The sequence below is a fragment of the Micromonospora sp. NPDC005291 genome, assembly GCF_040607415.1.
Classification (GTDB): Bacteria; Actinomycetota; Actinomycetes; order Mycobacteriales; family Micromonosporaceae; genus Micromonospora.
This window is the reverse complement of the sequence record NZ_JBEXGR010000003.1, coordinates 375128-397955: the sequence shown is the minus strand read 5'-3', so window position 1 is coordinate 397955 and position 22828 is coordinate 375128. Positions and strand designations below refer to the sequence as shown.

General features: G+C 73.1%; 21 protein-coding genes. 12 read left to right on the top strand and 9 right to left on the bottom strand.

Going from position 1 to position 22828, the window contains the following annotated elements:
- The first annotated feature begins 18 nt into the window (after positions 1-18).
- The gene (locus tag ABZT18_RS06290) at positions 19-384 is read left to right on the top strand and encodes a DUF742 domain-containing protein (protein WP_204942071.1); all 366 of its coding nucleotides are present in this window, start codon (positions 19-21) and stop codon (positions 382-384) included.
- Positions 365-988 carry an ATP/GTP-binding protein gene (locus ABZT18_RS06285; RefSeq protein ID WP_355250668.1) on the top strand — a complete coding sequence of 208 codons (624 nt, stop codon included), beginning with the start codon at positions 365-367 and terminating at the stop codon, positions 986-988. The genes ABZT18_RS06290 and ABZT18_RS06285 overlap by 20 nt, the downstream gene beginning before the upstream one ends.
- A gap of 41 nt (positions 989-1029) precedes the next feature.
- On the opposite strand, the gene ABZT18_RS06280 is transcribed toward ABZT18_RS06285, so the two are convergent.
- From ABZT18_RS06280 to ABZT18_RS06260, 5 genes are read right to left on the bottom strand one after another with little or no spacing between them, the layout of a single operon-like run.
- Positions 1030-2118: a uroporphyrinogen-III synthase gene (locus ABZT18_RS06280; RefSeq protein WP_354995055.1), complete on the bottom strand. Its 1089-nt coding sequence runs from the start codon at positions 2116-2118 to the stop codon at positions 1030-1032.
- Positions 2118-2465, bottom strand: a complete 348-nt coding sequence (gene nirD / locus ABZT18_RS06275; protein WP_355250665.1) for a nitrite reductase small subunit NirD — start codon at positions 2463-2465, stop codon at positions 2118-2120. Before nirD ends, ABZT18_RS06280 begins: the two co-directional genes overlap by 1 nt.
- Positions 2462-4999: a nitrite reductase large subunit NirB gene (gene nirB / locus ABZT18_RS06270; protein WP_355250662.1), complete on the bottom strand. Its 2538-nt coding sequence runs from the start codon at positions 4997-4999 to the stop codon at positions 2462-2464. The genes nirD and nirB overlap by 4 nt, the downstream gene beginning before the upstream one ends.
- Complete coding sequence (locus tag ABZT18_RS06265; protein WP_355250659.1) at positions 4996-6435, bottom strand: FAD-dependent oxidoreductase; 1440 nt, start codon at positions 6433-6435, stop codon at positions 4996-4998. The genes nirB and ABZT18_RS06265 overlap by 4 nt, the downstream gene beginning before the upstream one ends.
- Positions 6432-8579, bottom strand: a complete 2148-nt coding sequence (locus tag ABZT18_RS06260; protein ID WP_354995059.1) for a molybdopterin oxidoreductase family protein — start codon at positions 8577-8579, stop codon at positions 6432-6434. Before ABZT18_RS06260 ends, ABZT18_RS06265 begins: the two co-directional genes overlap by 4 nt.
- 183 nt (positions 8580-8762) lie before the next feature.
- Here ABZT18_RS06260 and ABZT18_RS06255 point away from each other — a divergent pair, with 183 nt between their 5' ends.
- From ABZT18_RS06255 to glmM, 7 genes are all read left to right on the top strand, one after another.
- Positions 8763-9458, top strand: a complete 696-nt coding sequence (locus ABZT18_RS06255; protein WP_354995060.1) for a methyltransferase domain-containing protein — start codon at positions 8763-8765, stop codon at positions 9456-9458.
- A 90-nt stretch (positions 9459-9548) separates the two neighbouring features.
- Positions 9549-9806 (top strand): DUF6364 family protein, encoded by a 258-nt coding sequence (locus ABZT18_RS06250; RefSeq protein ID WP_088950199.1) that lies wholly within the window; start codon positions 9549-9551, stop codon positions 9804-9806.
- Positions 9796-10089, top strand: coding sequence for a hypothetical protein (locus tag ABZT18_RS06245; protein WP_354823974.1), 294 nt, complete (start codon positions 9796-9798; stop codon positions 10087-10089). The genes ABZT18_RS06250 and ABZT18_RS06245 overlap by 11 nt, the downstream gene beginning before the upstream one ends.
- 140 nt (positions 10090-10229) lie before the next feature.
- On the top strand, positions 10230-11612 hold the full coding sequence (locus tag ABZT18_RS06240) for a nitrate/nitrite transporter (protein ID WP_355250656.1): 1383 nt from the start codon (positions 10230-10232) through the stop codon (positions 11610-11612).
- A 209-nt stretch (positions 11613-11821) separates the two neighbouring features.
- Entirely contained in the window at positions 11822-12265 is a 444-nt protein-coding gene (gene rplM / locus ABZT18_RS06235) for a 50S ribosomal protein L13 (protein WP_354995062.1), read from the top strand.
- 20 nt (positions 12266-12285) lie between these two features.
- On the top strand, positions 12286-12777 hold the full coding sequence (gene rpsI / locus ABZT18_RS06230) for a 30S ribosomal protein S9 (protein WP_354995063.1): 492 nt from the start codon (positions 12286-12288) through the stop codon (positions 12775-12777).
- 116 nt (positions 12778-12893) lie between these two features.
- Positions 12894-14252, top strand: coding sequence for a phosphoglucosamine mutase (glmM, locus tag ABZT18_RS06225; RefSeq protein WP_354995064.1), 1359 nt, complete (start codon positions 12894-12896; stop codon positions 14250-14252).
- A gap of 158 nt (positions 14253-14410) precedes the next feature.
- Here glmM and ABZT18_RS06220 read toward each other — a convergent pair whose 3' ends face one another.
- The gene (locus tag ABZT18_RS06220; RefSeq protein ID WP_354995065.1) at positions 14411-15607 is read right to left on the bottom strand and encodes a pyridoxal phosphate-dependent aminotransferase; all 1197 of its coding nucleotides are present in this window, start codon (positions 15605-15607) and stop codon (positions 14411-14413) included.
- Between the two features lie 39 nt (positions 15608-15646).
- Positions 15647-16120: an MmpS family transport accessory protein gene (locus tag ABZT18_RS06215; protein ID WP_354995066.1), complete on the bottom strand. Its 474-nt coding sequence runs from the start codon at positions 16118-16120 to the stop codon at positions 15647-15649.
- 775 nt (positions 16121-16895) lie between these two features.
- Between ABZT18_RS06215 and glmS the strand changes: the two genes are divergently transcribed.
- A complete protein-coding gene (gene glmS, locus ABZT18_RS06210; RefSeq protein WP_354995067.1) occupies positions 16896-18809 on the top strand; it encodes a glutamine--fructose-6-phosphate transaminase (isomerizing) in 1914 nt (637 codons plus the stop codon).
- Positions 18810-18814: 5 nt separating this feature from the next.
- Here glmS and ABZT18_RS06205 read toward each other — a convergent pair whose 3' ends face one another.
- Both ABZT18_RS06205 and ABZT18_RS06200 read right to left on the bottom strand, forming a co-directional pair.
- Positions 18815-20407, bottom strand: coding sequence for an alpha/beta hydrolase (locus ABZT18_RS06205; RefSeq protein WP_354995068.1), 1593 nt, complete (start codon positions 20405-20407; stop codon positions 18815-18817).
- Complete coding sequence (locus ABZT18_RS06200) at positions 20404-20700, bottom strand: hypothetical protein (protein WP_354995069.1); 297 nt, start codon at positions 20698-20700, stop codon at positions 20404-20406. Before ABZT18_RS06200 ends, ABZT18_RS06205 begins: the two co-directional genes overlap by 4 nt.
- 174 nt (positions 20701-20874) lie before the next feature.
- Here ABZT18_RS06200 and ABZT18_RS06195 point away from each other — a divergent pair, with 174 nt between their 5' ends.
- Both ABZT18_RS06195 and ABZT18_RS06190 read left to right on the top strand, forming a co-directional pair.
- Positions 20875-21243 carry a holo-ACP synthase gene (locus ABZT18_RS06195; RefSeq protein WP_354995070.1) on the top strand — a complete coding sequence of 123 codons (369 nt, stop codon included), beginning with the start codon at positions 20875-20877 and terminating at the stop codon, positions 21241-21243.
- A 55-nt stretch (positions 21244-21298) separates the two neighbouring features.
- Positions 21299-22765 carry an NAD(P)H-hydrate dehydratase gene (locus tag ABZT18_RS06190; protein ID WP_354995071.1) on the top strand — a complete coding sequence of 489 codons (1467 nt, stop codon included), beginning with the start codon at positions 21299-21301 and terminating at the stop codon, positions 22763-22765.
- Positions 22766-22828 lie beyond the last annotated feature (63 nt).

The window sequence follows — 22828 nt, the reverse complement described above, 5'->3', positions numbered from 1 at the left end:
ACGAGGAGGTGATCGGGGATGGACCAACGACGCGCTGACCCGCGCGGAGCGCTGGTACGTCCATACGCGGTCACCCGTGGTCGTACCGAGCCCCGGCAGGACATCGCCCTTGAGGCCGTCCTCACCGCGTCTCCGACCCAGGTCGCCGAGTCCCGCTTCGCAGGGCATGACAAGCACCGCATCGCCACGGTCTGCGAGGGCCGAGCACAGTCGCTGGCGGAGATCGCCGCGTACACCCGGATGCCGCTGGGCGTCGCCCGGGTGTTGGTCGCCGACATGGTGGCCGAGAGCCTGCTGATGTTACACACTGCTGCTCCCGCCGAGGGGTTCGAGGAGCGGATGGAACTGCTTGGAAGGGTGCTAAGTGGACTTCGCAGGCTATGACCCCGCTGGGGGGCGGCCGGGCCGGGGAATCGTCTCCGCGAAGATCGTCGTCGCGGGCGGCTTCGGCGTCGGTAAGACGACACTGGTCGGGGCGATCTCCGAGATCACACCGCTGACCACGGAGGCGTTGATGACCGCGGCGGGTGTCGGCATCGAGGACCCGTCCAAGGTGCCGGGCAAGGAGACCACCACGGTCGCCATGGACTTCGGCCGTATCACCATGGCCCAGGACCTGATCCTGTACCTCTTCGGTACACCCGGTCAGACCCGGTTCTGGTTCATGTGGGACGAGATCATCCGGGGTGCCGTGGGTGCCGCGGTGCTGGTGGACACGCGCCGCATCACTGACGCGTTCGCCCCGCTGGACTACTTCGAGAACCGCAACCTGCCGTACGTGGTGGCGCTGAACCGGTTCGACGGCGCTCCCCAGTACGAGCTGGACGAGGTCCGCGAGGCGCTGGCCATCTCGCCGCAGGTGCCGCTGGTGATGACCGACGCCCGGCACCGGGACTCGGTCAAGCAGGTGCTGGTGACGGTGGTCGAGCACGCCATGCTCCGGCTCCAGTCCGAGCAGGGGCGCGGTTTCCCAACGCCGGTTGGCTGAACCGTCGTGTCACGGCCGGCACACCGGTCGGCCGTGACACGTCAATCGACGCGGAGCCGGTAGCCGCGCTTCACCACGGTCTGTACGACGCGGGGTGCGCGCAGGCCGGCCCGTAGCCGGGCGACGGCCATCTCCACCGCGTGCTCGTCGGCGCCCCGGGGCAGCGTCCGCAGCAGCGCCGTGCGCGACAGCACCCGACCGGGGGACTGGGCGAGCGCCCGCAACACCGCCATCGGGGCGGGAGCGAGCGGCCGCAGCTCGCCGTCGATCACCGCGGCGTGCCCCCGCAGCGTGAGCAGGTGCCCGCCGGCCTTGAAGGTCACGGTCCTGCGGGGCAACTCGTCGACGATGGTCCGTACCAGCGCGCCCAACCGCGCCCGGGCGGGTGCGCTCACCGGCACCCCGTGCCGCAGCAGCGGCTCGGCGGTCACCGCGCCGACACAGCTGGCCAGGACGTCACCGCGGAACGCGGACAGCACCGAGTCGGTGCGATCGCCGGCCGCCCGCAGCAGCGCCTCGGCCGCTGGCGCCGAGGTGAACGTCACCGCGTCCACCAGCCGGCCGACGATCAGGTCGATCAGTCGGTGCAGCGGTGCCGGGTCGGTCGGCGGGGCCCATCGGTAGACCGGCACCTCGATCACCGTGGCGCCCGCCGCCTCCAGCGCGAGTGTGCATTCGGGCTGCCGCTCACCGTGCAGCTGCATGGCGATCACCTGCCCGGCCACGCCGCGCCGGCGCAGGTGATCGACCACCTCGTCGCAGCTCTCCGAGGCCGGCGACCACTGGTCGTGCAGCCCGGCCGCACGGATCGCGCCGCGTGCCTTCGGGCCCCGCGCCACCACGTACGAACTGGCCAGCACCGAGCGCAGCGGCTCGGCCAGCCCCCAGCCCTCGGCCGCCTCCAGCCACCCGCGCATGCCGATGCCGGTGTTGGCCATCAGGATGTCCGGCGGCTGGTCGAGGCAGGCGCGGGTCGCCTCGCGCAGCTCGGTGTCGTCGGACAGCGGCACGATCCGTAGCGCCGGAGCGAGCACCACCCGGGCGCCCCGCCGTTCGAGCAGCGCGGCCAACTCGTCGCGCCGCCGGTCGGCGGTCACCCCGATGGTGAAGCCGGCCAGTTCCTCCCGCATCAACCCTCCTGTCGCAGCCGCACCTCGACCAGCCCGTCGCGGCAACGCGCGTCGTGCCGTGTCACGGCCACCCCCGGCAGGTCGAGGCAGTGCCCGCTGCGCAGGTCGTACACCTGCTTGTGCAGGGGTGACGCGACCGTCGGCACTCCGCCGCGGCTGCCGACGATGCCCCGGGACAGCACGTACGCCCCGGAGACCGGATCGCGGTTGTCGATGGCGAACAGCCCGTCCGCCGTCCGGAAGAGGGCGACCTGCGCCCCGTCGACCAGGGCGGCGACGCCCCGGTCCGGTTCGAGCCGGTCGAGGGGGCAGACGGCGATCCAGCTCAGCGTGGTGGTCTGGGTCATCGCCGTACCTCCGGTAGGCCCAGGGTGACCGGTTGCCGGCGGTGCCCGTCGGCCAGGTGTGGTCGGGTCGGCGGAGAGCCACCCGCCGGCACCGGCTGGCCGCGTTCCCGGGCGAAGGTGATCGACGGGTCGGGCACGTCGGGGGCGTTGACGAAGGAGGTGTAGCGGCGGAGCCGGTCCGGGTCGTCCAGCACGTCGCGCCACTCGTCGGAGTACGACGCCACGTGCTGGGTCATCGCCGCGTCCAGTTCGGCGCAGAGCCCGAGCGAGTCGTCGACGATCACCGAGCGCAGGTGGTCGAGGCCACCGTCCATCGCCTCGATCCAGCCGGCCGTGCGTTGCAGCCGGTCGGCGGTGCGAATGTAGTAGATCAAGAATCTGTCGATCAGCGAGATCAGCGCCTCGGTGGACAGATCGGTGGCGAACAGGTCGGCGTGCCGGGGCCGGAAGCCGCCGTTGCCACCGACGTAGAGATTCCAGCCGGTCTCGGTGGCGATGATGCCGAAGTCCTTGCTGCGCGCCTCGGCGCACTCGCGGGCGCAACCGGAGACCGCCGACTTGATCTTGTGGGGAGCGCGCAGCCCTCGATAGCGCAGCTCCAGCGTCACGGCCAACCCCACCGAATCCTGTACGCCGTACCGGCACCAGGTCTCGCCGACGCAGGACTTCACGGTCCGCAGCGCCTTGCCGTACGCGTGGCCGGACTCGAAGCCGGCGTCCACCAGCCGTCGCCAGATCTGGGGCAGCTGCTCCACCCGCGCCCCGAACAGATCGATCCGCTGCCCGCCGGTGATCTTCGTGTAGAGCTGGAAGTCCCGGGCGACCTCGCCGATCACGATCAGCTTCTCCGGGGTGATCTCGCCGCCCGGGATGCGGGGCACCACCGAGTAGCTGCCGTCGCGTTGCAGGTTGGCCAGGAAGTGGTCGTTGGTGTCCTGCAACGACGCCTGCTCACCGTCGAGCACGTGCCCGGTGCCCAGCGACGCGAGGATCGACGCCACCACCGGCTTGCAGATGTCGCAGCCGCGCCCCCGGCCGTGCTCGGCGACCAGCCGGGAGAAGGTGCGGATGCCGCGCACCCGGACGATCTCGAACAGCTCCCGCCGGCTGACGTCGAAGTGCTCGCAGAGCGCGCTGGACTGCGTCACCCCGGCCGCGTCCAGGAGCTGCTTCAGCGTCGGAACACAGGAACCGCAGCTGGTGCCGGCCCTGGTACACGCCTTCAACGCCGGCACGTCGGTGCAGCCCTCGGCGATGGCGGCGTCTACATCGCCGCGGGTCACCGCGTTGCAGGAGCAGACCTGGGCGGCGGCGGGCAGCGCCCCGGCGTCCGCGCCGCCGCCGTCCGGGGCGAGCAGCGCCAGCGGCGCGGCCGGCAGCGGGCCACCCACGCTGGCCCGCAACGTCGGGTACGCGCTGGCGTCACCGACCAGCACCCCGCCGAGCAGGGTGTGCGCGTCGTCGGAGAGGACCAGCTTCGCGTAGACCCGGGTGGCCGGGTCGGTGAACGTGACGTCCAGGCAGCCCGGGGTCGTGCCGTGCGCGTCGCCGAACGAGGCCACGTCGACGCCGAGCAGCTTGAGCTTGGTGGCGGTGTCCGCACCCGGGAAGGTCGCCGCGCCGCCAACCAACCGGTCGGCCACCACCTCGGCCGTCGCGTACCCCGGTGCCACCAGGCCGTGGCAGGTGCCGTCGACCGCCGCGCACTCACCGATCGCCCAGATCCGTTCGTCGGCGCTGCGGCAGGTCGCGTCGACCAGCACCCCGCCGCGCGGACCCAGTGGCAGACCGGCGACCCGGGCCAGCTGGTCCCGAGGCCGGATGCCGGCGGCCACCACCACCAGATCGGTGTCGATGACACCACCGTCGGAGAGTTCCAGGGCTGCGACGCCGCCGTCCGGGCCGGGGCGGATCGCGGTGGTCGCCACCCCGAGATGGGTCCGTACGCCCAGTTCGTCGACGTAGCGGCGCAGCATCGCCCCGCCGGCCTGGTCCACCTGCACCGGCATCAACCGGGGCGCGAACTCGACCACGTCGGTGCTCAGGCCGAGCAGCCGCAGGGCGTTCGCCGCCTCCAGACCGAGCAGCCCGCCGCCGATCACCGCGCCGACCCGCCGGCCCCGCGCATACGCCCGGATCGCCGCCAGGTCGTCCAGGGTCCGGTAGACGAAGACCCCCGGCAGCTCCACGCCGGGCACCGGCGGCACGAACGCGTACGACCCGGTGGCCAGCACCAGCATGTCGTAGCGGTACTCGCCAACGGCGGTGGTCACCACCTGCCTGGCCCGGTCGACGGCGGTAGCCGGCTCGCCCAGACGCAGCCGCACCCCGTCATGCGGAGTGTGGAGGTTGAGCTCGCTCTCACTAACCCCGTCGAAGTACGCCGAGAGTCGCACCCGGTCGTACGCCGGACGTCCCTCCTCGGCCAGCACGGTCACCCGCCAGCGGCCCTCTGGGTCACGGGCGCGCAGCGCGTCGACGAAGCGCTGCCCGACCATGCCGTTGCCGATGACGACCAGATCGCCGCCGCTCATCGCGTCACCTCCACCGATTCCGCTTGGCCGAGCCAGTCGACGATGCCGCCCACCGCGTCCCGGCAACCACCGCATCCGGTGCCGGCCCGGGTCGCCGCCACCACCGCATCGACCGTCCGGGCCCCGGAGCGCCAGCTGCGTACCAGCGCGCCCTTGGTCACCGTGTTGCACTGGCAGACCGTGGCCGCGTCCGGCATCAGTGCCGGTGACGTGGCCGGAGCCGCACCGACCGCGCCGAGTGCCCGGCCCAGCAGGAGCGCCCGCCGGTCGGTCGGCACCGGGTGGCCGCGGTCGAAGAGCTGGATCACGGTGCCGACAGCCGGGTTGTCGCCGAGCAGGATCGCGCCGACCAGCCGCTCGTCCCGAATCCGCAGTCGGGCGTACGTGCCCCGGGTCGGGTCGTTGAAGGTCAGCTCCTCGCCCGGCCCGCCACCCACCGCGTCGCCCATCGCGGCCAGGTCGATCCCGGCGGCCTTGAGCCGGGTCACCACCGGCCGGGGCCGGTACCGGGCCAGCGGGTCCGTCCCGGTCAGCACGTCGGCGAGTACCCGGGCCTGCGCCCAGGCGGGTGCGACCAGTCCGGTGAGGACGCCGTCGTGCTCGGCACAGTCGCCGATCGCCGAGATGGACCGGTCGTCGGTGCGGAGCCGGTCGTCCACCACCACGCCGCGCCGCACGGTCAGCCCGGCGGCCTGCGCGAGGGCGGTGTCCGGGCGTACGCCGCAGGAGAGGACCAGCAGGTCGGCGCGCAGCGATCGGCCGTCGGCCAGGTCGAGTCGAACACCGGTGGAGTCCGCGGCCACGCCGGTCGCCGGCACCGCCAGTTGAATGGTGACGCCGAGCCCGGCGAGTGTGCCGGCGAGCACCGCACCGGCCGTCGGGTCGAGCTGCCGTTCCATCAGGTGCCCCCTCGGGTGCACCACGGTGGTGGCCAGACCCCGGGCGGACAGCCCTCGGGCGGCCTCCAGACCGAGCAGCCCGCCGCCGAGGACCAGCGCGCTGCGTGCGCCGTTCGCCGCGGCGAGGATCCGTCGGCAGTCGTCCAGGGTCCGGAAGGGGATCACCCGCTCCGGCAGGTCGGCCGGGTCGAGGCCGGGCAGTGGCGGCACCACCGCCCGGGCGCCGGTAGCCAGCACCAGGTGGTCGTAGGAGATCCGTTCGCCGTCGTCGGTGCGGACCTCCCGGGCGGACCGGTCGACCGCGGTCACCGGTACGCCGGTGCGCAGGTCGATGCCGTGCCCGGCGGCCTCGGTCAGCTCCACGTCCGGTTCGTCGATCCGGCCGCCCAGCAGTGTGGAGAGCAGGATCCGGTTGTACGCGCGGTGCGGCTCCGCCCCGAGCACCGTGACCTTCCGGTCCCCTGCCCGAGCGTGCAGCTCGCCGGCGAGGCGGGCGCCCGCCATGCCGTTTCCGACGATCACCACCCGGGCGGTCATGCCTTCTCCACCCGGACGGCGCAGATCTTGAATTCGGGCATCCCGGAGATCGGGTCCACGGCGTCGTTGGTCACCGAGTTTGCCCGGCCCGGCCCCGCGTAGTGGAACGGGGCGAACACGGTGTCCGGCCGGATCCCGGCGCTGAGCCGGGCCGGAGCGCGTAACTCACCTCGGCGCGAGGTGACCCGCACCGGGTCGCCGTCGTCGATGCCCAGCCGGGCGGCCAGGTCGGGGTGCAGCTCGACGAATGCCTCCGGGGCGGCGCGGCGCAGCGCGCCCACCCGGCGGGTCTGAGTGCCGGACTGGTACTGCGCCAACACCCGGCCGGTGGTGAAATGCAGCGGGTACGCGGCGCAGACCTCCTCGGCGGCCGGTCGGTGGTCGACGGGGTGGAACCGGGCCCGACCGTCCGGGGTGGCGAACCGGTCGGCGAAGAGGCGTGGCGTGTCCGGCCCGTCCTCGGTCGGGCAGGGCCAGTAGACGCCGTCGGCGGCGTCGATCCGATCCCAGCTGATGCCGGCGTAGTCGGCGGCCCCGCCAGCGGAGGCGCGGCGCAGCTCGGCGAAGACGGCGGCCGGGTCAGCTGGGAACCGAGCCGCAGCGGTGGCGCCCGCCAGGCTGTCGCCCGCCGGCTCGGCGGCGGCCAGCCGGGCCGCGAGGTCGGAGATGATGGCCAGGTCGGTCCGGACGCCTTGCGGGGGCGGGCGTAGTTCGCGCCGACGCAGAACCCGACCCTCCAGGTTGGTCATCGTGCCGTCCTCCTCGGCCCACTGCGCGGTGGGCAGCACCACGTCCGCCAGCGCGGCCGTCTCGGAGAGCAGCAGGTCGACGACGACCAGTAGGTCGAGGTCGCGCAACCGGCCCTCGATCCGGGTCGCCCGGGGTGCGGAGACCACCGGATTGGAGCCGAACACCAGCAACGCCCGGGGGCCGTCCGGGGTGCCGAGCGAGTCGAGCAGTTGGTAGGCCGGCACGCCCGGGCCGGGCAGCTCATCGGCCGGCACCCCCCAGACCCCCGCGACGTGCTCCCGGGCCGCCGGGTCGTCGATCCGCCGGTAGCCGGGGAGTTGGTCGGCCTTCTGCCCGTGCTCCCGCCCGCCCTGGCCGTTGCCCTGGCCGGTGAGGCAGCCGTACCCCGAGCCGGCACGGCCGGGCAGACCGAGGGCGAGGGCCAGATTGACGTACGCGGTGACCGTGTCCACGCCCTTGGCATGCTGCTCGGCGCCGCGGGCGGTCAGGATGATCACCCGTCCGCCGGTGCCCAACGCGCGGGCGGTCGCCTCCAGGTCGGCCACCGGCACCCCGGAGAGCTGCTCCGCGCGGGCCGGCCACCAGGCGGCGACGGTGCGGCGGACCGCCTCGAATCCGGTGGTGCGATCGGCCACGTACGCCCGGTCGACCCAACCCTCGGTGAGTGCGATCTGCAGCAGTGCGTTGGCCACCGCGAGGTCGGTGCCGGGCAGTGGTTGCAGGTGCAGATCGGCCTGGCGGGCGGTGGCGGTGACCCGGGGGTCGACGACGATCAGGCGCCCGCCGTTGCGGCGCTGCTCGGTGAGCCAGCGCACCAGCGGTGGCATGGTCTCCGCCGGGTTCGCGCCGACCAGCAGCAGGGTGTCGGCCCGGCCCAGGTCGGCGAGCGGGAACGGCAGCCCCCGGTCGATGCCGAAGGCGCGCATACCGGCGGCTGCCGCGGAGGACATGCAGAACCGTCCGTTGTAGTCGATGTGCCGCGTGCGCAGCCCGATCCGGGCGAACTTTCCCAACGCGTACGCCTTCTCGTTGGTCAGGCCACCGCCGCCGAAGACGGCGACCGCGTCCCGGCCGGCGTCGTCCTGCACGGCGCGGATGCCGGCGACGACCCGATCAAGCGCGGCATCCCAGCTCGCCGCGTGCAGCTCACCGGTGGCCGGATCGCGCACCAGCGGGGTGGTCAGCCGCTCCGGGTGGTCGAGCAGCTCGGCCGCGGTCCAACCCTTCTGACAGAGCCCGCCCCGATTGGTGGGGAACTGGCGGGGGTGGACCGTCACCCCGGTGTCGTCCTCGCGCAGCGCCATGCCGCACTGGAGCGCGCAGTACGGGCAGTGCGTCGCCACCTCCCGGGGCGCCCGCCCCGGTCGAGTTGCCGACCACGCACCGTCTGTCATGTCGGGAAAGCGTGCCGTCGGGCAGTTTCCAGCCCGGGTCCCTTCTGTTTCGGTCCTGTCAAGTGGGGCTCACACCGCACAGGGGCATCCGACCGGACTCAGCAATCGACCGGTCGTCGGAGGGCCGCACACTCACAGGCGGTCTATTATTTGGGAAATCTGTCTCGATATTTGGGAGTTGCGATGACTGTCGCGGACGTCTTCGACGCGGTGGCCGGCACCTACGACGAGGCCCGTCGCCGGCTCGTGCCCTGCTTCGACGCCTTCTACGGCACCGCGGTCGAGGTGGCAGCGCCTCCACTGCGCGCCGCGCTGGCTGCCGGTCGTACCCCCGAGGTGTTGGACCTGGGCGCGGGCACCGGCCTGCTCTCGCTGCTGCTCTCCGCCGCGGTGCCGGGGGTGCGGCTGACCCTGGTGGACGCGGCGCCGGCGATGCTCGCCCGCGCCGCCGACCAGTTGGACGTCCGATCCGTGCCGCACCGGACGATCCGGGCCGACCTGGTCGACCCGCTGCCGCCCGGCCGATACGACGCGGTGGTCAGCGCGTTGGCGATCCACCACCTGGACGACGCCGGTAAGCGGGCGCTCTACCGGCGGGCCGCCGGGGCGCTGGCGCCCGGCGGGGTGTTCGTCAACGCCGAGCAGGTCGCCGGCCCGACATCGGCGCTCGACCGGCGTTACGACGAGGTGTGGACGGCGCGGATCACCGAGCTCGGCTCGCCCCCGGAGGAGATCGCGGCGGCCCGGGAGCGGATGCGGCACGACCGGCCGGCGACCGTCGGAGACCAGTGCCGCTGGCTCACCGAGGCGGGCCTGACCGACGTCGACTGCTATTTCAAGGAGTGGCGCTTCGCGGTGTTCGGTGGGCTGGCCCGTTGAAGACAGCCGGAATGTGCGTTTCGACGCCGGAGGGCGAGCCGGCGGAAGCGTGGATGACTGACGGTCATACCGATGGGTAGTCTCAGCGGCATGACTGCCAAGGTGACTCTGTCGTTCACCGACGAGACAATCGAGGAGGCCCGGCGGTTCGCCAAACGCGAGGGGCTGTCGCTCTCGGCGTGGATGGACCAGGCCGCCCGGGAGAAGGCGCTGCGCGAGGTCTTCACCGCGCACGCCGCCGCCGTGGGCCGTGCCGGTCTGGACCTGGAGTCCGCCGCCCTCGCCGACGCCCGCGAGGTGGGCATGGTCAACGACCTGCTCTCCGGCGGACGGCCGCGTGCTGCGTAGGGGAGAGGTCTGGCGCATCGAGGGCGCCCGGGAACGCCTCGGGCTCGTGATCAGCTCAGACGTCTACAACTCCACCGACGTGCCCATCGTGATCGTGGTCGAGGTTGTCGAGGAGTCGCTGCTGCGCGACTCACCGCTCGCCGTGGCGATGGGCCGGTACGTGGTGATGCCCGACCGCATCTCCTCGCCGATGAAGAAGTGGTTCACCGACTGCGTGGACGTCGCCGACACCGACACCATGCTCCGGGTCGGCCGCGCGCTGCGCATCCTCCAGCAGCTCTGACCGTGGGCCGGGCGGCGTGCTCACCATCGCCACCGGCCCATGGTGCGGTCCCCGTTTCCGGGCCGACCCGCGACGGGCACTGCCAGGTAACCCGGCGTTCCTAGCGTTTCCCCTCGTCACATCGACGAGAGGGAGCCGCCGTGAGCACGCTCACCAGCACCGCAGTCACCGCCGGGCCGTCGGCCGCCACCGGGCGTGGGCGCCGGCTCGACGACTGGCGTCCCGAGGATCCCGACTTCTGGCAGGCGACGGGTGCGCCGATCGCCCGGCGCAACCTCTGGGTCTCGATCTTCGCCGAGCACGTCGGCTTCTCGGTGTGGAGCCTCTGGTCGGTCACCGTGCTCTTCCTCGGCCCCGCGTACGGCATCGATCCGGCCGGGAAGTTCCTGCTCACCGCCGTGCCGGCCGCGCTCGGTGCGATGCTGAGGCTGCCGTACACGCTGGCGGTGGCCCGCTTCGGCGGCCGCCGCTGGACGATCGTCAGCGCACTGCTGCTGCTGGTGCCCACGGTGCCGATGACGGTGCTGCTGGAACCCGGGGTGTCCTACTCCACGCTGATGGTGCTCGCCTGCCTCACCGGGGTCGGTGGCGGCAACTTCGCCTCCTCGATGGCGAACATCAACCTGTTCTACCCGTCTCGGCTCAAGGGCCGGGCCCTCGGGCTCAACGCGGGCGGCGGCAATCTGGGCGTACCCGCGGTGCAGTTGGTCGGGCTGGCGGTCCTCGCGACCGCCGGCGCCGCGTACCCCCGCCTGGTGCCGGCGGTCTACCTGCCGCTGATCGTGCTGGCCGCGCTGGCGGCGGCCCGCTGGTTGGACACGGTGCCCGGGGCGCGCAACGAGCCGGGCGCGCTGCGCGAGGCGGCCCGCGACCCGCACACCTGGGCCATGTCGCTGCTCTACATCGGCACCTTCGGCTCGTTCATCGGGTTCGGTTTCGCCTTCGGCCAGGTGCTCCAGCTCCAGTTCGCCGAGCGGTTCCCCACCCCGGTCGACGCCGCCTGGCTGACCTTCCTCGGCCCGCTGGTCGGCTCGCTGATCCGGCCGCTGGGCGGGCACCTCGCCGACCGGTTGGGCGGGGCCCGGGTGACCTTCTGGAACTTCGTGGCGATGGCGGCCGGCGCGTGCGTCGTGCTGTACGCGGCCCGGGAGCGCTCGTTCGGGCTCTACCTGGCCGGGTTTCTCGCCCTCTTCGTCTTCTCCGGCATCGGCAACGGCTCCACGTACAAGATGATCCCGGCGATCTTCCGGGCCCGGGCCGCGGACGCGGTGGCCGCCGGCCGTCGCGACCCGGAGGCCGCCGCGCGTTGGGCGCGGCGCATGACCGGCGCGTTGATCGGCATCGCGGGTGCGATCGGCGCCTTCGGCGGGGTGCTGGTCAACATCGCGTTCCGCCAGTCTTTCCTCGGCTCCGGCAACGCCGATGCCGCCTACCTGGCCTTCATCGGCTGGTACGCGTTGTGTTTCGCCGTCACCTGGGTCGTCTACCGTCGCCCACGGGTCGAACGACTCGCCGGCGTGTGAGCTGTGCCACGGCCGGTGCGTCGCCGCGCTGGACCGTACCCCCGTTTTGACCTGCGGACGGGGCGCCGGGTATCGTTGCCTGCTGTTGTACGACATCCAGAGGCGTGCCCCATCAGGTACGCTTGGTCGTTCGTGCGCGCTGGTCCGGCCTGCAAGATCTGGTCACCTCGGCGCGCGACCCCAGACCGACGACGAGACAAGGTAGACCTGTGCGTACGTACAGCCCGAAGCCGGGTGAGATCGAGCGTCAGTGGCACGTCATCGACGCCTCTGATGTCGTGCTGGGCCGCCTGGCCACCCACGCCGCCACGTTGCTGCGTGGTAAGCACAAGCCGACTTTCGCGCCGCACGTCGACACGGGCGACTTCGTCGTCATCGTGAACGCGGGCAAGGTTGCGTTGACCGGCAACAAGCGCCAGACCAAGATCGCCTACCGCCACTCCGGTTACCCGGGTGGTCTGAAGCAGATCGGCTACGACGAGCTGCTGACCAAGCGCCCGGAGCGGGCCATCGAGATGGCTGTGAAGGGGATGCTCCCGCACAACAAGCTCGGCCGTCAGCTGATCAAGAAGCTGAAGGTCTACGCCGGCGCCGAGCACCCGCACCTCGCGCAGCAGCCGGTGCCGTTCGAGATCAAGCAGATCGCGCAGTGAGCGCGGGCGAAGGAAGCAGCATGACCGACATCACCGAGACCGAGGTCGCCCCCGTCGCTCCCGAGGCCACCGAGGCTCCCGAGGTCACCGAGGCGCCGGCGCCCGTCGCCCGCGCGCCGCGTGGTGACCGCCCGATCCAGACCGTGGGTCGGCGCAAGGAAGCCATCGTCCGGGTCCGTATCGTGCCGGGTACCGGCAAGATCACCTGCAACGGCCAGGACCTCGAGGCGTACTTCCCGAGCAAGGTGCACCAGCAGCTGATCAAGGACCCGCTGGTGACCGCCGAGAAGCCCGAGATGTTCGACGTCATCGCCAACCTGCGTGGCGGCGGCACCACCGGCCAGGCCGGTGCGCTTCGGCTGGGCATCGCCCGGGCGCTGATCATCAATGATCCCGATGACCGCCCGGCCCTGAAGAAGGCCGGCTTCCTCACCCGGGACGCCCGGGTCAAGGAGAGCAAGAAGTACGGCCTCAAGAAGGCCCGTAAGGCTCCTCAGTACTCGAAGCGCTGATCTTCACCAGCGCGTTGTACTTCTGACGGACGGCCGGTCCGCCTCCCCTCGACCGGGGAGGTGGCCGGCCGTTTCGCTTTCTCCTCATCGGCAGTGCGCATCGGAGGTTGGCGAGTATGGGTCGGTTGTTCGGCACGGACGGCGTACGCGGGCGGGCAAACGCGGATCTCACTCCCGAGCTGGCGCTCGCGCTGGCCGTGGCAGCCGCGCACACGCTCGCCGAGACGGATCGCAGCCATCCGCCGCTCGCCGTGGTCGGCCGGGACACCCGGGCCAGCGGCGAGATGCTGGAGGCGGCCGTGGTGGCCGGGCTGACCAGCGCCGGCGCCGACGTGGTGCGGGTGGGCGTCCTGCCCACCCCCGCGGTGGCATACCTCACCGCAGAGGCCAAGGCCGACCTCGGTGTGGTGCTCTCGGCGTCGCACAACCCGATGCCGGACAACGGCATCAAGCTCTTCGCCGCCGGCGGGCACAAGTTGCCCGACGAGATCGAGTTGCAGATCGAGGCGGCCGTCGAGACGAACGCCACCACCGCCTGGGACCGGCCGATCGGCGCCGGCATCGGCCGTGTGCACGACCTGCTCGACGGCGCGGACCACTACGTCCAGCACCTGGTCGGTGCCGTGCCGCACCGGCTCGACGGGATCAAGGTCGTGGTCGACTGCGCCAACGGCGCCGCCTCCGAGGTCGCACCGGTCGCCTACCGGGAAGCCGGCGCGGAGGTCGTCGCGATCCACGCCGAGCCGGACGGCCTGAACATCAACGACGACTGCGGCTCCAACCACATCGAGGCGCTGCGCGAGGCCGTCGTGGAACACGGCGCCCACCTGGGCATCGCCCACGACGGTGACGCCGACCGCATCGTGGCGGTCACCGCCGACGGTGACGAGGTCGACGGCGACCAGGTGATGGCGATCCTCGCGCTGGCCATGCGGGATGCCGGCACCCTCACCCAGGACACCCTGGTCGCGACCGTGATGAGCAACCTCGGCCTGCGGCTGGCCATGTCCGCGCAGGGCATCCGGCTGATCGAGACCAAGGTCGGCGACCGGTACGTCCTGGAGGCTCTGCGTGCCTCCGGGCTGGCCCTCGGCGGCGAGCAGAGCGGCCACATCGTCATGCCCGCCCACGCCACCACCGGCGACGGGGTGCTCACCGGCCTGCACCTGATGGCCCGGATGGCGGCCACCGGCCAGACCCTCGCCGAGTTGGCCTCAGTGGTCACCAAGCTGCCCCAGGTGCTGATCAACGTGCCGGTCGGCGACCGGACCATCGGTGCCAACGCGCCGGCCGTGCGCGCCGAGGTCGAGCGAGCCGAGGCGCAGCTGGGCGAGACTGGCCGGGTGCTGCTGCGCCCGTCGGGCACCGAGCCGCTGGTCCGCGTGATGGTCGAGGCAGCCACCGAGGCGACCGCCCGCGAGGTAGCCGAGAGGATCGCCGAGCAGGTCCGCACCGCCACCCCCCCAAAGCCGTAACCCCCCCCCCGGGCCCCGCCCGCCGTGCCCCGCCGTGCCCCCCGCTCGCCCCGTTGATCTAGGGCAAATCGCTGTGATCGGAGATCAGCTCGCGACGATATGCCCTAGATCAACGGGGTGGGGGGGTGGGGCAAGGGCGGGGGTGGGGGTGGGGCGGGTCAGCTGGTTGGGGTTAGGGCGTGTAGCCGGGTGACCGCCTCGGTCAGCACCTCGGGGCGTTTGCAGAAGGCGAAGCGGATCAGCCGCCGGCCCGCGTCGACGTCGTCGTAGAAGACCTGGGTGGGCACCGCCACCACGCCGCAGCGCTCCGGTAGTGAGCGGCAAAACTCCACCCCGTCCCGCCCGCCGAGGGCGGTGACGTCGGCCGTGACGAAGTACGTCCCCTCCGGGCTGAGCACCTCGAACCCGGCGTCGGTGAGACCGCTGACGAGTTGGTCGCGCCGCTGCTGGAGCCCGTCCCGGAAGCCGGTGTAGTAGTCGTCCGGCAGGGCCAGCGCCACGGCTACCGCCGGTTGCAGTGGCGAGGCGTTGGCGAAGGTGAGGAACTGCTTCACCCGCAGCACCGCCGAGACCAGCGCCGCCGGGCCGCTCACCCAGCCGACCTTCCAACCCGTGCAGGAGAACGTCTTGCCGGCCGACGAGATGCGCAATGTCCGCTCCCACATCCCGGGCAGGGTGGCCAGCGGCACGTGCGGGCTCGCCGCGTCGGTGAAGACCAGGTGCTCGTACACCTCGTCGGTGACCGCATAGGCGCCGTGCTCCTGGCACAGTTCGGCGACCAGCGCCAGTTCGGCCGGGGTGAACACCTTGCCGGTCGGGTTGTGCGGTGAGTTGAGCAGCACCAGCCGGGTGCGTGGCCCGAATGCCGCGCGCAGCGCCGCCGGGTCGAAGGCGTACCGACCGTCGGCGGCGGGGCGCAGGGTCACCGGCCGCCGGACCGCGCCGGCCAGTGCGATCGAGGCGGCGTACGAGTCGTAGTACGGCTCGAAGCAGACCACCTCGTCACCCGGTTCGCAGAGGGCGAGGATGCTCGCCGCGATCGCCTCGGTCGCGCCCGCGGTGATCACGATCTCGCCGTCCGGGTCGTACGCCAGATCGTGGAACCGTTGCTGATGAGCCGCGACCGCCGCGCGCAGGGCGGGGATCCCCGGCCCGGGCGGGTACTGGTTCTGCCCGCCGCGCAGGGCCTCGGCGGCGGCAGCCAGCATCTCCGGTGGCCCGTCGGTGTCGGGGAAGCCCTGGCCGAGGTTGACCGCGCCGGTCCGCACGGCGAGGGCGGACATCTCGGCGAAGATCGTCGTGCCGAACGGCCGCATCCGGGCCACCAGCGGGTCGACATCGGTGCTCGTCGTCACCTGCGCCAGCCTACGGGTGCCCCCGGCCGAACCCCAGCCTCACTCGGGCGTGCAACTGGTAGCCCAGGTCCCCCGAGCGGTATTGACGACCGGCTTGCCGGCGCCGGTGACCGTGACGGTGCAGTCGAGCGGTTTCTCACCCTCATCGTCGTCCCATCTGGCCTCCACCATGACCCGGCTCTGGCCGTTGGTCCGGATGGTGGTGCGCCAGGGCAACGTCGTGCCGTCGACGTGGATGAGGTCACTCTCGGCGTCGAAGTAGGCGATGTCGGCCCGCCCGTTCCCGCTGACCTCGTAGACCACCGTCACCGGGGCCGGCCCCGAAGTCGGTCGGGTGATCGGCTGCTTGGCGGGGGTGGATGGCCCCACGGTGGGCGGCGGGGCGGCAGGCGCGGTCCAGCCGTCGTCGTCGGGGACGACCCACGGGTCTCCGGCGATCGGGTCCGGAGCGGACGCATTGAGCAGGAAGTTGCCCGCGCACAGGCAGCCGCAGAGGGCCAGGACCAGCACCACGAAGACGGCGACGACGATCCCGACGACCCGGCCGCTTCCCGTGGCCGGGCTGCCGCTGACCTGCGGGTACCCGGGGTAGGCGTACGGCGGCGGATAGCCGGGCGGTGGCCATCCGGCGGCCGGTGGCCACCCGCCGGGCGGTGGCTGTCCGGCGGTGGGCCACCCTGCTGGCGGCGGAGCGGCGGCCGGCGAGCCGGCGGGCGTGGGCCACCCTGCTGGCGGCGGCGGTCCGGCGGGCGGCGGGTCCGAGGCGTCGGGCGGGGACGGTGCCCACGGGGTCGTCGGCGGTTCGGGCGTCCATGGGGCCGCAGGCGGTTGGGGCGTCCAGTGGGTCGCGGGCGGGGACGGTGCCCACGGCGCGGCCGGCGGGGACGGCGCCCACGGGGTCGGCGTCCACGGGGCAGGCGGTGCCCACGGCTGGCCCGGGGCCAGCGGGTCGGTCGCCGGGATCGGAGCCGAGGAGGGCGGCGCCGTCGGATCCGGCGGTGGTGCGGATGGCGGGTCCGGTGGTGGGGAGGGGGACGGGTCGGGCGGGGGCGCGTCGGACATGGCTGCTCCGGGTGGGAGTGGGTATGGGACGGACGTGCGCGCCGAGCCCGCCGAGAGACTGTCGTACGCGAAGGCCCGCCGCAACCCCGTCGGCGGGGGACGGGCACGAGCGAACCTGGCAGCTCGTCCTGTTGTGACCCGTCAACCACCGATCGCTCAGATTCGGTGATTGATAACCCCGCTTTCGAGCACCCATCGTGTGCGAAACTGGGTTAGGCTGCGGGCCATGTGTGGAATCGTGGGATACGCGGGCGCGCGCCCCGCACTCGGCATCGTCCTCGACGGGCTACGGCGGCTGGAATACCGCGGCTACGACTCGGCGGGCGTCGCCATCGTCTGCGAAGACCAGCTCCTGACCGAGAAGAAGGCCGGCAAGCTGGCCAACCTGGAAAAGGTGCTGTCCGAGCGGGCCGCCGACGACCCGACCTCCTGCGCGGCCAGCCCGATCGGCATCGGTGACGGCACCACCGGCATCGGGCACACCCGGTGGGCCACCCATGGCGGCCCGACCGACCGCAACGCCCACCCGCACGTCGCCCCCGACGGGCGGGTCGCGGTGATCCACAACGGCATCATCGAAAACTTCGCCAAGCTTCGTACGGAGCTGGAGGCCGACGGCGTCCAGTTCATCAGCGACACCGACACCGAGTGCGCCGCGCACCTGCTCTCCGCCGCGCTGGCCGACCTGCGCTCCGCCGGCCAGCCGGACGGCCCGCAGTTGCTCGCCGCCGGCATGCGGGTGGTCTGCCAGCGGCTGGAGGGCGCCTTCACCCTGCTCGCGGTAGACGCCTCGGTGCCCGGTGCGGTCGTCGGTGCCCGGCGCAACTCGCCGCTGGTCGTCGGCCGGGGCGACGGGGAAAACTACCTGGCCAGCGACGTGGCCGCGTTCATCGAGCACACCCGGGAAGCGGTCGAGCTGGGTCAGGACCAGATCGTCCTCATCACCGGCGACAGCATCGAGATCACCGACTTCGACGGTCAGCCCGCCGCTGGCAAGGATTTCCACATCGACTGGGATTCCTCGGCCGCGGAGAAGGGCGGCTACGACTGGTTCATGCTCAAGGAGATCGAGGAGCAGCCGCAGGCCATCGCCGACACGCTGCTCGGCCGGCTCACCGAAAGCGGTGAGATCGCCCTCGACGAGGTCCGCCTCAGCGACCAGGATCTGCGCGACGTCGACAAGATCTTCATCGTGGCCTGCGGCACGGCGTACCACGCCGGCATGGTCGCCAAGTACGCCATCGAGCACTGGACGCGGATCCCGTGCGAGGTGGAGCTGGCCAGCGAGTTCCGTTACCGCGACCCGGTCCTCGACCGGTCCACGCTGATCGTGGTGATCTCGCAGTCCGGCGAGACGATGGACACCCTGATGGCGCTGCGCCACGCCAAGGACCAGAAGGCCCGGGTGCTGGCCATCTGCAACACCAACGGCTCGACCATTCCCCGTGAGTCCGACGCCGTGCTCTACACCCACGGCGGGCCGGAGATCGCCGTCGCGTCCACCAAGGCGTTCCTCACCCAGGTCGTCGCCTGCTACCTGATCGGCCTGCACCTCGCTCAGGTGCGCGGGATCAAGTTCGCCGACGAGGTGGGCGCGGTGGTCGCGCAGTTGCAGGAGATACCGGGCAAGCTGCGCGAGCTGCTGAGCCGGATCGAGCCCGTGCGCGAGCTGGCCCGGGAGCTGAAGTCCGAGCCCACCGTGCTGTTCATCGGCCGGCACGTCGGCTACCCGGTGGCGCTGGAGGGCGCGCTGAAGCTCAAGGAGTTGGCGTACATGCACGCCGAGGGCTTCGCGGCCGGTGAGCTGAAGCACGGCCCGATCGCCCTGATCGACAAGGGCACCCCGGTGATCTGCGTGGTGCCGTCGCCGGTTGGCCGGGGCATGCTGCACGACAAGGTCGTCTCCAACATCCAGGAGGTCCGGGCGCGCGGTGCGCGGACCATCGTGATCGCGGAGGAGGGCGACGAGGCCGTCGTCCGGTACGCCGACCACCTGATCTACGTGCCGCGTACGCCGACCCTGCTGGCCCCGCTCGTCACCACGGTGCCGCTGCAGGTGCTCGCCGCCGAGATCGCCGCCGCCCGGGGGCACGACGTGGACCAGCCCCGCAACCTGGCGAAGTCGGTCACCGTCGAGTAGGGCCGTCAGCGGCCCAGTACGACCCGGGCCATCCCGTCCAGCGCGGGGTTGCCCGGGTCCCAGTAACCGGTGTGCCCGCCTCGACCACTGCCGAAGACCCGACCGCCGAACCCGGGATCGGCCGGGTCGTGACCGAACCACAGCTCGTGCCCGGTCCGGTCGGGCCAGCCCAGCACGGCGGCCAGCGGAGTCGCCCCGAGCAGGGCTCGCCGGCCGATCTCGTCCACCGGACGGGCAGCCCGGATCACGTCGTCGGGGGCGCTGCTCGCCCAGACCTCCCCGGGTGGCACGCCCAACTCGGCGGCGTGCGACGCGCCGACTCCGGGCGAGCCGACGAAGACCAGCGCGTCGGCGGCCAGCCCGTGCTCCCGGGCGGTCACACCCACCACCAGCGACCCGTAGCTGTGCCCGAGCACGGTCTGCCGGGCCGGTGGCCCCTCGTGGCTGGCCCGCAGCCCGTCCTGAAAGCGGTGCAGTGCCGGGCCGGCGTCCCGGGCCTGGCCAGCCGAGGCGGCCTCGGTCAGGAAATCCGGAGCGTCGTAGTCCAACCAGAGCACCGCCGCGCTGCGCTCACCCGGCGCGAGCGCGGTGCACCGGTCCAGCACTCGCGCCGCCCTGCCCAGCTCGCCCGGGGCGTCGTCCAGGCCGGCGGTCATCCCCGGCACGTAGGTCAGCACGCGGTCGGCGTGGTCCGGGTCGCCGAGCGCCACCACCACCCGGCCCTCACCAGCCGGATCCAGCCCGAGCAGGTACGCCCGTGGCTCCCCGCCGGACGTCAGCCGCCCGGCCAGCGTGTCCAGACCGGCCAACCGCCCGGCCACCCCGTGCAGTCGGACCGACGCGAGCGGCCCCGGCGGCACCCGGGCCAGCAACCGTCGCCGCTCAGCCAGCAACTCCTCGCGCCAAACGCCCAGCCGCAGCCGGTTGGCCTGGTCACGGGCGGCCACTGGCACCCCGTCCAACCGGCCGATCAGGGCCGACTCGCGCCCGATGAGCCACCGTCGCTGGGCCGGTGTCAACCCCGACCACCAGGCGCGGACCAGCATCGGCGCGGCACCGGGGGCCGGCCGGCCCGGTGGTGGCGTAGACGCCCAGCCGGAGCCGGCGGCCCGGGCCAGCTCATCCAACCGGTCGGCGGCGACCCGATCCGCGGCCCCTGCCTCGTCGAGCGCGTCCCGCAGGGTCGCCGCCACCCGGGCCGCCGCCACGCCGGCCCGCTCGGTGGGCCGGACCCGCGCGGGATCGACGTGCACCCCGCCCGAGCGGTCCACCACCAGGCCGGCCGCGTCCGCCTGAGCGACCGCCTCGGTGAGCCGCGCCTTCGCCAGCGTCAGCCGGCCAGCCAACTCGGCCAGCACCTGGTCGACCTCGATCAACGCGGGCGCGACAGCCGTCAGCTCGTCACGCAGACCGGCGAGCCGGGCGTCCGCCGCCGTGGCGGCCGCACCGGACCAACCGCCCCGCAGCCGCCCGGCGGCCCCACGCAGCTCCCCGACGCGTCGATCGAGCGGCCCGGTCAATCCGGCCCAGGCGGCCCCGGCGGCCCGCCACCCGCCCGGATCGGCTGCCCACAGCTGCCGGTAGCCGACACTGCTCATCGTGGCAGGGCGGCGAACCGGTCGGCGGCCCGGTCGTCCACCGTCTCGTACGCCTCGGCCGCCGCCCGGACCCCGGCGGAGGCCGCCGCGACCTGAGCGGCCAGCCGGCAGAACCAGGCGTGCGCGGCTGTCTCCAGCCCGGCCAGAGCCGCGCCAGCTCGCCACTCGGGCGCTGCCACCAGCAACCCGGGCACTCCCGCCAGGCCCAGCGCCAGCCGGTGCGCCTCGTCATCGAGCGTGACGGCGACCGCCCGCAGCTCCTCCGGCCGGACCGCCAACGGCTCATCCGTCATGACCACACCCCCGTGCACGATCAGCATCGACGCGCTGACGTTAGGCGGGGACGGGAGGCCTCAACGTGCCCTGTGGACAGCCGGCGGTGGGCCGTACCCCGGCGTGTCCACAGGCGTTGCCCACGGCGGGCTCGACGGCTAATCTGCGGCCTCGGCCGCCGGTAGGGTGGTGTGGTGATCGTCGCTGTCGGCATCGACGTCGTCCTGGTCGACCGGTTCGCCGGGGCCCTGGCACGGACGCCGCTGCTCGCCGACCGGCTCTTCACCGAGGCCGAGCGGACCACCCGCTCCGGCAACCCGCGCTCGCCGGAGTCGCTCGCCGCCCGGTTCGCCGCCAAGGAGGCCGTGGCCAAGGCGCTCGGCGCTCCGGCGGGGCTGAGCTGGCACGACTGCGAGATCGTGCCCGATCCGGATGGCCGCCCCTGGCTGGCCGTGTCCGGCACGGTCGCGGCGGCAGCCGACGCACGTGGGGTCAACCACTGGCATCTCTCGCTGTCGCACGACGGGGGGATCGCGTCGGCGATGGTGGTCGCGGAACGATGACGTCGGCCGGGCGGGCCGATCGGCCCCACCCGCGAGCGGAATGGGACACGGTGGCATGAGAGCGGTGTGGCGGGTGGCCGACGTACGGGCGGCCGAGGCGGGGCTGATGGGCACGCTGCCGGAGGGGACGCTGATGCAGCGCGCCGCCGCCGGGCTGGCCCGTCGGGCCGCGCTGCTGCTCGCCGAGCGGGGCGGGGTCTACGGCGGCCGTGTGCTGCTGCTGGTCGGCTCCGGCGACAACGGCGGTGACGCGCTGTACGCGGGAGAGCGGCTGGCCCGCCGGGGTGTCCAGGTGTCCGCCCTGCTTCTCACCGGGCGCGCGCATGCTGCGGGGCTCGCCGCGCTGAGAGCCGCTGGCGGGCGGCTGGTGCCGCGACCGGCCGGCCCGGTCGACCTGGTCCTCGACGGCATCGTCGGCATCGGTGGCACCGGCGGGCTGCGGGCGAGCGCGGACGAGGTGGTCCAGCGCCTCGGCGAGCTGCGCGGGCGCGACGGCGAGCGTGCCACCGTGCTGGCGGTGGATCTGCCGAGCGGGGTTGCGGTGGACACCGGCCACGTGCCGCTGGCTTCGTCCGGCCGGCCCAGCGCGGTCCGCGCCGATGTGACGGTGGCGTTCGGCGCGCTGAAGCCCGCACTGGTGGTCGGGCCGGCTGCCGCCCTGGCCGGGCACGTGGAGCTGGTCGACATCGGGCTGCGGCCGTGGCTGCGAGGCACACCGGCGCTACGGGTCACGGAGTGGTCCGACCTGGTCGACTGGTGGCCGGAGCTGGGCCCGGCGTCGGAGAAGTACAGCCGGGGCGTGGTGGGCGTGTCGACCGGCTCGGCGACCTACCCGGGCGCGGCGGTGCTCTCCGTGGGCGGCGCTCTGGCGGGGCCGACCGGCCTGGTGCGTTACGCCGGCAGCGTCCGTGATGAGGTGCTGCACCAGCACCCCTCGGTCATCGCCAGTGGGCGGGTCGCCGACGCGGGCCGGGTCCAGGCCTGGGTCTGCGGCTCCGGGCTGGGCACCGGTGAGGACGCGGCGGCCGAGCTGCGCGCCGTGCTGGCCGCCCCGGTGCCGGTGGTGCTCGACGCCGACGCGCTGACCCTGCTGGTGGACGGCTCGCTCGCCGACCGGCTGCGCGGTCGGGACGCGCCGATCGTGGTCACCCCGCACGACCGCGAGTTCGCCCGACTCTGCGGGGAGGAGCCCGGCGCCGACCGGGTCGGCGCCGCGCTGCGGCTGGCCGCCTGGATGAACGCGGTGGTGCTGCTCAAGGGGGACCGTACGGTGATCGGCACGCCGGACGGCCGGGCGTTCGTCAATCCGACCGGCACCTCGGCGCTGGCCACCGGCGGCACCGGCGATGTGCTTGCCGGGCTGCTCGGCTCGCTGCTGGCGGCCGGGGTGCCCGCCGATCGGGCTGCGGCCTCGGCCGCGTACCTGCACGGGCTCGCCGGCCGGGAGGCGGCCCGGGGCGGCCCGGTGACCGCGCCCGATGTGGTGACCGCGCTGCGTCCGGTGCTCGCCCGGCTGGGCTGATCGTGTCGATCCCGGGTGTGCTGACCGGATCGCCCGCCGGGGCCGTGCGTCGCCGCCCGCGCT